This is a genomic window from Thermoanaerobaculia bacterium (genome assembly GCA_035260525.1).
Classification (GTDB): Bacteria; Acidobacteriota; Thermoanaerobaculia; order UBA5066; family DATFVB01; genus DATFVB01.
Genome location: DATFVB010000266.1, coordinates 1 through 7,786, shown reverse-complemented (window position 1 = coordinate 7,786; position 7,786 = coordinate 1). Strand labels below are relative to the sequence as shown.

The 7,786-nt window shown below is 67.2% G+C and carries 7 protein-coding genes; 5 read left to right on the top strand and 2 right to left on the bottom strand.

Features of this window, described 5'->3' with window-relative positions:
* Positions 1–939 precede the first annotated feature (939 nt).
* From VKH46_12895 to VKH46_12875, 5 genes are all read left to right on the top strand, one after another.
* Positions 940–2,070 carry a type IV pilus twitching motility protein PilT gene (locus tag VKH46_12895; protein HKB71735.1) on the top strand — a complete coding sequence of 377 codons (1,131 nt, stop codon included), beginning with the start codon at positions 940–942 and terminating at the stop codon, positions 2,068–2,070.
* Positions 2,071–2,079: 9 nt separating this feature from the next.
* Positions 2,080–3,282, top strand: a complete 1,203-nt coding sequence (locus VKH46_12890) for a type II secretion system F family protein (protein HKB71734.1) — start codon at positions 2,080–2,082, stop codon at positions 3,280–3,282.
* A 309-nt stretch (positions 3,283–3,591) separates the two neighbouring features.
* Positions 3,592–5,220 carry an ATP-binding protein gene (locus tag VKH46_12885; GenBank protein ID HKB71733.1) on the top strand — a complete coding sequence of 543 codons (1,629 nt, stop codon included), beginning with the start codon at positions 3,592–3,594 and terminating at the stop codon, positions 5,218–5,220.
* An 11-nt stretch (positions 5,221–5,231) separates the two neighbouring features.
* Complete coding sequence (locus VKH46_12880) at positions 5,232–6,629, top strand: sigma-54 dependent transcriptional regulator (protein ID HKB71732.1); 1,398 nt, start codon at positions 5,232–5,234, stop codon at positions 6,627–6,629.
* A 150-nt stretch (positions 6,630–6,779) separates the two neighbouring features.
* On the top strand, positions 6,780–7,289 hold the full coding sequence (locus tag VKH46_12875; GenBank protein ID HKB71731.1) for a DUF192 domain-containing protein: 510 nt from the start codon (positions 6,780–6,782) through the stop codon (positions 7,287–7,289).
* A 17-nt stretch (positions 7,290–7,306) separates the two neighbouring features.
* Here VKH46_12875 and VKH46_12870 read toward each other — a convergent pair whose 3' ends face one another.
* Positions 7,307–7,516: a hypothetical protein gene (locus VKH46_12870; protein HKB71730.1), complete on the bottom strand. Its 210-nt coding sequence runs from the start codon at positions 7,514–7,516 to the stop codon at positions 7,307–7,309.
* Between the two features lie 33 nt (positions 7,517–7,549).
* A partial coding sequence (locus tag VKH46_12865) for an HNH endonuclease (protein HKB71729.1) occupies positions 7,550–7,786 on the bottom strand: 237 nt, incomplete at its 5' end.

Here is a 7,786-nt window from a genome sequence, read left to right as displayed (position 1 = left end):
GCCCGCATCCCGCCGGGCTCGCGCCTCGCCGCGCCCCGTCGTCGTCACAACTGAGGGGCGCCGATACGAACGCGGACCGCAGGGTGGTCGCTCGGGATCTGCCGGGCTCCTCGCGGCGCGACGAAGTCTCGCGCAAGCGCTGCGCGAGACGACTTGCGCCGCGGGAGCGGGAGCGCGGCGAGGGGGTGGCGGCTCCGGCGGCCGAGTCGCTCGTTCGACGAGCCGCCGGGCCGACACGCGCCCCCGGTCCCCAAGCAAGCTCCCGCGACGGGGCGGGTGGCGCGAAGCGTTCCCGGCGGCGAGCCGGCCGCCGCGCAGCGGGCTCGTAACCCCTCCACAGCCCGCGCCGGCCGGGCCGGCCTTCGGCCCCCCTCACCCGGCCGCCTGTGGCGGCCACCCTCTCCCGCCGGGCGAGGGGAAGTCGGCGGCTTCGCTTTGCTCGCGGCCCCATGTGGGCGTCCGCGCGACAGGACCCGCTCCACACGCCTCGCCTCCTCCGTCCCGCAACCTGCCGGATCCCCTCACCTGTCGCGAGTACGCGGCATTTTCTCCCCAAGGGAGAGGTCGTTCGGAGGCGCGGCAGAGCCGCGCGGCATCGTCTGCCGCCGGCTGCTCCCAGTCCGGTTCGGCGGCGGAGCCGCCGCGGCGTGCAGCGCCGCATTCCCCGAGCGAGCGTCTGCCGCGGGTTCGCGGAAGTTCGTCGCGATGCGGCCGTGGGTGGCGCGCGGGCGTCCCTCTCGGATCCGGCCGCCGCGCACCGGCTTGTAGCCCCTCTGACGCGTGCGCCGGCCGGGCCGCGAGGGCGTCCGCGTGACAGGACCCGCAAGGAGCCGCATCGCCTTCGAGAGCCCGCGATCCCGCCGGCTGCGCGAGCGAGGCCCTGTCCGAAGGGCCGGTTTGCAATATCCCCTGTCCGCCGCTACACTTCCCCTAACTTTCATGGCGACCACCGTTTCGTTGCATCAATTGCTCAAGCAGATGGTGGAGATGGGCGCGTCCGATCTCCATCTGACGACCAACTCCCCGCCGATGGTCCGGCTCGACGGCAAACTCGCCCCGCTCCCGTACCCGCCGCTCTCGGTCCCCGACACGAAGCAGGTGGCCTATTCGGTGCTCACCGACGCGCAGAAGCACCGCCTGGAGGAGACGCTCGAGCTCGATTTCTCGTTCGGCGTCAAGGGCGTCGCCCGTTTCCGGGCCAACAACTTCTTCCAGCGCGGCGCGGTCGCCGGCGTCTACCGTCAGATTCCCTACGAGATCCTCTCCTTCCAGCAGCTCAACCTGCCGCCGGTGGTCGAGACGCTCTGCGAGAAGCCCCGCGGCCTGATCCTCGTCACGGGCCCGACCGGCTCCGGCAAGACGACGACCCAGGCGGCGATGCTCGACAAGATCAACCGCGAGAAGCCGCTCCACATCGTCACGATCGAGGACCCGATCGAGTTCCTGCACTCGCACAAGAAGGCGATCGTCAACCAGCGCGAGCTGCACGCCGACACGCACTCTTTCCCGAACGCGCTCCGCTCGGTGCTCCGCGAGGATCCGGACGTCGTGCTCATCGGCGAGATGCGCGACCTCGAGACGATGGAAGCGGCCCTGCGCATCGCGGAGACCGGGCACCTGACGCTCGCGACCCTCCACACGAACTCGGCGGCGCAGTCGCTCAACCGCATCGTGGACGCCTTCCCCGCGCACCAGCAGTCGCAGATCCGCACCCAGCTCTCCTTCGTGCTCGAGGGGATCCTCTGCCAGGCGCTTCTCGAGAAGGCCAGCGGCAAAGGCCGGGTCATGGCGATGGAGATCCTGATCCCGAACGCGGGCATCCGGAACCTGATCCGCGAAGACAAGATCCACCAGATCTACTCGATGATGCAGACGGGACAGTTGAAGCACGGGATGCAGACGTTCAACCAGTCGCTCGCGACGCTCTACCACAAGCGGCTGATCACCCTCGACGCCGCGATCGCGCGCTCCTCCCACGCGGAGGAGCTCCAGGAGTTGATCTCGCGCGGATCGGGGATCAACACGGCACAGGCCGCCGCGTCCGCCGGCGGTCCCGCGCGCCGGGTCTAGGGAGCGAGCATGGCGAATTTCGTCTGGAAGGGTCGGGACCGCTCCGGCGCCGTTCAGGAAGGCGTTCTCGTCGCCGATACGAAGGACCTCGCGTTCGCGACGCTCTCCCGCCAGGGGATCGTCGTCAGCGGCATCCGCGAGAAGGGGAAAGAGGCCGCGCTCCCGCGCGCCGGGCGAAAGATCCCCTCCAAGAAGGTCGCGGTCTTCACCCGGCAGTTCTCCGTGATGATCGACGCCGGCCTGCCGCTCGTGCAGTGCCTCGAGATTCTCGCGATGCAGCAGGATCACAAGTCGTTCCAGAAGATCCTCTACCAGGTCCGGCAGGACGTCGAGTCCGGTTCGTCGCTGGCGGAGGCGATGCGCAAGCATCCGCGCGCGTTCGACGCGCTCTACGTCAACATGGTCGCCGCCGGCGAGTCGGGCGGCATCCTCGACACGATTCTCCAGCGTCTCTCGACCTACATCGAGAAGGCGGTCAAGCTGAGGAGCCAGGTCCGGTCGGCGATGATCTACCCGATCGCGGTCATCACGATCGCGGCGTGCGTCGTCGCCATCATTCTCCTGAAGGTCATCCCGACGTTCGCGGCCCTGTTCGCCGGGCTCGGCGCCGAGCTGCCGATGCCGACCCGAATCGTGATCGCGGCGTCGAATTTCCTCGCGCGGTACTTCATCTTCGTCGTCATCCTCATCGGCCTCGGCATCTACGCGTTCCGCGCGTACTACCGCACGGACAACGGCCGGCACACGATCGACCGGATCCTGCTGCAGCTCCCGATCTTCGGCGAGATCCTCCGAAAGATCGCGGTCGCCCGCTTCTGCCGGACGCTCGCGACGCTCACGGCCTCGGGCGTCCCGATCCTGGACTCGCTCGAGATCACCGCCAAGACCGCCGGCAACGCGATCATCGAGGACGCGATCTTCGCGACGCGCAAGAGCGTCGAGGCGGGCAAGACGATCGCGGAGCCTCTCCGGGACGCGAAGGTCTTCCCCAACATGGTCGTGCAGATGGTCTCCGTCGGAGAGCAGACCGGCGCGCTCGACACGATGCTCAACAAGATCGCCGAGTTCTACGAGGACGAAGTGGATGCCGCGGTCGCCGGCCTCATCAAGCTGATGGAGCCGATCATGATCGCGATCCTGGGCGTGGTGATCGGCGGAGTCGTGATCGCGATGTATCTGCCGATGTTCTCACTCATCTCCAAGATCGGCTAACCGGCAGAGCGCCGGTGCGGCGATGCATCGAGCCGGACGGGCGCGTGCCGCCCGCGTCGGCCTCCGACGTTCGCCTTCGGTACGCCTGCGGCCGCCGCGGGCGGCCCGCATCCCGCCGGCTCGCGCCTCGCCGAGATCGCCCATGAATCCGCGCCTCGCCGCGCCGACGGCCGTTGATTCCCCTCTCTCGAAGTCCGGGTGACGGGTCATTCGTGCGGTTCGCAGTAGCGCGGCGGGAAACGCGAGCGCGTTTTCCGCGGCGGGAGGCCGCCCGTCCTCGCCCGGCGCATCCGTCGTAAAATCACCGAAATGGATTCCCTGACCCGGTCGCTCCGGTTTCTCACCATCATGCGCCTGGTCGTCGTGGGGACGATCGTGCTCTCGTGCCTCCTGATCCAGGCGAGCGCGGGACTGAACCTGCGGCTCGGGCCGATTTACGGCGTCGGCGCGGCGGCCGTCGTCCTCTCCGGAGCATGGGCGGCCGCGGGGCGGGTGCTGCGCCCGGTGCAGCAGGCCTACGTCCATCTCTGCGGCGACCTCGTCCTCGTGACGGCCCTCGTCTATTTCTCCGGCGCGTCCGACTCGGTGTTCACGTTCCTCTATCTCGTCGTCATCGCCGTTGCGGCGTTCCTGCTGCTCCGCCGCGGCGCGCTCCTGGTCGCGTCCCTGGCCTCGATCCTCTACGGCCTCATGATCGAGCTCACCACCTACGAAGTGATCCCGCCGCCGCCGCTCTTCTACCGGACCGACTGGACGAGCCCGACCCTCCTCTTCTCCCTCTCTTTCACGATCGCCGGCTTCTACGGCGTGGCGGTGCTCGCCTCTCTCATCGCCGAGAAGCTCCATCTCGCCCGCCGCGAGATTTCGGAGCGAACGCTCGAAATCGAGAAGATCCGCGCCCTTCACGCCGACGTGATCGAGTCGATGTCCTCGGGCCTCGCCACGGTCGACGCGTCGGGGATCGTGACGTTTCTGAACCGCTCCGGAGGCGAGATCCTCGAGCGGCTTCCGCTCGAGGCGAAGGGGTGCTGGCTCTGGGATCTCGGCCTCCTGTCGGTGGAGGAATGGCAGAAGATCACGTCGGGCTGGTTTCGGTCCGCTTCGACCCGCGGCGAGACGGAGATCGGCGGCCCGGAGCGGCCGCGCACGATCGGGTACTCGGTCCGGAAGCTGAAGGGGACGGCGGGCTTCCTCCTGCTCTTCCAGGACCTCTCCGACGTGAAGACGCTGGAGGCCGAGGCTCGCTCCCGGGAGAAGCTCGCGGCCGTCGGCCAGCTCGCGGCCGGCATCGCGCACGAGATCCGGAATCCCCTCGCATCGATCTCGGGCTCCGCCCAGATGCTCGGCAACGACATGCGGACCGGCTCGTCGGAGCGGCGCCTCGTGGAGATCATCGTGGCGGAATCCCGGCGCCTGTCGAAGATCCTCGAGGACTTCCTCCACTACGCCCGTCCCGGCGCGCCGCAATGCGTCGTCTTCGACGTCGGGGCCTCGCTCTCGGAGGCGATGAACCTCTTCTCGCACAGCGACGAGGTCCGCGATCATCATCTCCTCAACCTGCAGGTGGAGTCCGCGGCGTCGATCTACGGCGACCCGGGACAGGTGCGGCAGATCTTCTGGAACGTCGCGCGCAACGCGATCGCCGCGATGCCCGAAGGCGGCATCCTCGACGTGACCGGCCGCGTCGAGAACGACTGGTACGCCATCCGGTTCCACGACACCGGCCGCGGGATGTCGCCGGAGCGGCAGGAGATGCTGTTCCAGCCGTTCGCCACCGCCTTCGACGGCGGGACGGGGCTCGGGATGGCGATCGTGCGCCGCCTCGTCGAAGAGCACGCGGGGCGCATCCGGGTCGAGTCGCGGCCCGGTTTCGGCACCTCGATCGAAATATTTCTTCCGCGGAAGACGGCCGAACGGGCCGGCTCGTCGGCGGCATGAGCGGAGGTCCCATGAAAATCCTGATCGTCGACGACGAGTCGAGCCTGCGGGAGATGCTGTCGATCTTCTTCGCGAAGGCCGGCCACACGACGGCCGTCGCCGCGTCCTTCGAGGAGGCGCGGGCGGCCGCGTCGCGCGAGGACTTCGACGCGATCCTCTGCGACATCAAGATGCCGGACGGCTCGGGGATCGACCTCCTCTCGCACTTCCGGGAGACCCAGCCGAACAGCCCCGTGCTGATGATCACCGCGCACGCATCGCACGAGGACGCCGTCGAGGCGATGCGCCGGGGCGCCGCCGACTACATCGGGAAACCCTTCGACCTCTCGGAGCTCGCCGTCAAGCTCGACAAGGCGGTCGCCCGGCGCGTGCTCGAGGAGGAGAACCTCTACCTCAAGCAGGAGCTCGCCGCCCGCTACGCGTTCGCCAACGTGATCGGGAAGTGCTCCCGGATGCGCGAGATCTTCCGCGCGATCGAGAGGATCGAGAAGATCTCCTCGACCGTGCTGATCACCGGCGAGAGCGGGACGGGCAAGGAGCTCATCGCGCGGGCGATCCACTTCTCCTCGACCCGGAAGAACGGCAAGTTCATCTCCGTCAACTGCGGCGCTCTTCCCGAGATGCTTCTCGAGTCGGAGCTCTTCGGGCACGAGCGGGGCGCGTTCACGGGCGCGATCCGCGAGAAGAAGGGGCTCTTCGCCGAAGCCGACGGCGGCACGCTCTTCCTCGACGAGATCTCCGAGACCTCCCCGGCGATGCAGGTCAAGCTCCTGCGCGTGCTCCAGGAGAAGACGATCCGGAAGGTCGGCGGAAACGAGGAGCAGCTCGTCGACGTGCGCATCATCGTCGCGACGAACCGGGACCTGAAGCAGGCGGTGGCGGAGGGGAAGTTCCGCGAGGACCTCTTCTATCGGATCAACGTCATCCCGATCGCGCTTCCGCCGCTCCGCTCGCGCGTCGAGGACATCCCGCTGCTCGCCGAGCATTTCATCAAGAAGATCTGCAAGGACCAGCGGATCCCGGAAAAGAACATCTCGGCCGAGGCGATGCGGCTGCTCGAGGCATATCCCTGGCCGGGAAACGTTCGCGAGCTCGAGAACACGCTCGAGCGAACCGTCGCGCTCGAGCCGGGCCCGGTGATCACGTCGCGCAGTCTGCCCGCGGCCATCACCTCGTCGTTTCCGAGCTCCCTTCCCGATTTCGCGGCGCTTCCCGCCGAGGGACTCGACCTCGAGGCGTATCTCGAGGCCGTCGGCAAGCGGCTCATGCAGGAAGCGCTCGAGCGCAGCGGCGGCGTGCAGACGCAGGCCGCCGAGCTCCTGAAGATGTCGTTCCGCTCCTTCCGGTACTACGCGAAGAAATATGGGCTCATCAAGCGGGAGGAGCTCTACGGCGCCGGGGAGATTTAGCCGGCGTGCGATACATCGAGCGATACGGGCGCGTGCCGCCCGCGAGACCCTGCGACATACGCCCCGGTATGCCTCGGGATCTCGCGGGCGGCCCGCATCCCGTCTCGCTCGCGTCTCGCGACGCCTCGCGGCTGAGATAATCGACCCGCGATGACGGTTCGAAGCGTCGCCAGGATCCCCGCGAGGTTCACGATCTTCTTCTCGATCGCTCTTGCTCTCGGCTGCGCGCGGTCCAACGGCGTGCCGAAAGACGCCGGGAAAGCGGCGAAGGATCAGCCGACGGTGACGATGCCGTCCGGCAACACCTACCGCGTCGAGATCGCGGCGACGCCCGACGCGCGCGCGCAGGGGCTGATGTATCGCGAGAGCCTGGCGGACGGCCGGGGGATGCTCTTCCTGTTCCCCCGTCCCACGGTCGAGGCGTTCTGGATGAAGAACTGCAACTTCCCGATCGACATCGTCTGGATGGACGCGAACCGGCGGGTGATCTTCGTCTCGGCCCACACCCCGCCGTGCAAGGACGATCCTTGCCCGACTTACGGACCCAGGGTGAAGTCTCTCTACGTCCTCGAGATCCCCGACGGCGCCGCGGCGAAGGAGAAGGCGGAGATCGGTTCGACGCTCGCGCTCGCGAATGTTCCCCCGCTGCCGTCGGAGTAATTTCCCGGGCCCCGCGCCTAATAAACCTCTTCAGGAATCGGGCTAGCTTCCGGCCAAGCCTCAAGAGCTTCTTTTTGGGTTCTGTATCCAATATCGACGATCGTGAGATAGCCATCGGCGAGAACGGCGATCGCGAAGAGAAAGTCTTGGCCTTCATCTCCGCAGCGAAGGAACGTATCGCGGCCCTCGTAACTTTCAATTCTCAGGACGAACCTCATTCTTTTCACGGGCCCTCCTCCGCCTTCCTGATCTCCACCGAGTCAAAGCTGAAAGACATTTTCACGGTGGTAGGCGAGGTTCTCTTCCGATGGTTGAAATCGTACCGGCGCAGCAACGGCCGTCCCCTCGAACCGAGTGAAGAAATCCTCGAAGAGCCGATAAGGCACATGTTCTCTGAGTCTGGTCGAGAGCACGAGTCGACCTTTCATGTCCAAGGTAACCAGTCCGGAGTCGAAGGCCGCGTCATGCAAAGCATTTAACGCAAGGCCATTCATCGG